1 protein-coding gene is annotated in these 765 nt (G+C 75.9%); it reads right to left on the reverse strand.

Annotation, left to right across the window (positions count from 1 at the left end; translation table 11 throughout):
- Positions 1-746, reverse strand: a 746-nt coding sequence (locus tag ACPYN7_RS18015) for a hypothetical protein (RefSeq protein WP_424348558.1), incomplete at its 3' end; no start/stop codon positions are given.
- Positions 747-765: the final 19 nt, after the last annotated feature.

Here is a 765-nt window from a genome sequence, read left to right on the forward strand (position 1 = left end):
GCCACGGCCAGCCGGACGGAGGCCAGCTCCAGTCCGGTCACCAGGTCCGGCAGCACCGCCCACGGCACCGCGCCGTCGTCCATCCGGACCGGTTGCGCCACTGCGGCCGGCTCCGCGCCACCGGCCTCGGCCCGGATCCGTTCCACCCGGGACAGCAGTCGGTCGTGGGCGTCCCCGAGGCAGTGCCGCGGCAGCTCATGGTGCTCCAGGTCGGGCGGGCCGAGCGGGAGCACGCCCCGCAGCGACCAGCGGAGCAGCCGCGATCTCCGCACCGTCCGGTGCAGCCGCTCGGCGGCGTCCCGGGCGGCGCCCCGATCGCTCTGCAGGAGGGCGTCCCGGGTGCGCCGGGCACACGCCGCCGCGTCCTCGGCCCCGGCCAGGGCCAGCAGCGCCATGACCTGGTCGCACGCCACCACCGCAGGAGGTGCGGGACCGGGGTGCGGCCCGGCCGCTGCGGCGCCGTCGTCCTCGCCGTCGTCCTGGGTGTCGTTCCGGCCGTCGACCACGGAAGTCTCGGCCTCCACCACGACATCCCCCTGCAGGGTGCAGCGCAGCACGAGCCCGGCCGGCCAGAACGGCAGCACGGGACCGAGCGGCAGACGGAGCACGTCCATCTCCAGCCCGTCACGGTCCTCCCCGCCCTCGGCCAGGGGGATTCCCCCCGGGGCCATGTCCATCCCGCCGTGACCGCCGTGGTCCATCTCGCCGTGGTCCATCTCGCCGTGGTCCATCTCGCCGTGGTCCATCTCGCCGTGGTCCATCTCG

It is taken from the genome of Kocuria sp. CH-021, from assembly GCF_049716185.1.
In the GTDB taxonomy this organism is placed as follows: Bacteria; Actinomycetota; Actinomycetes; order Actinomycetales; family Micrococcaceae; genus Kocuria; species Kocuria cellulosilytica.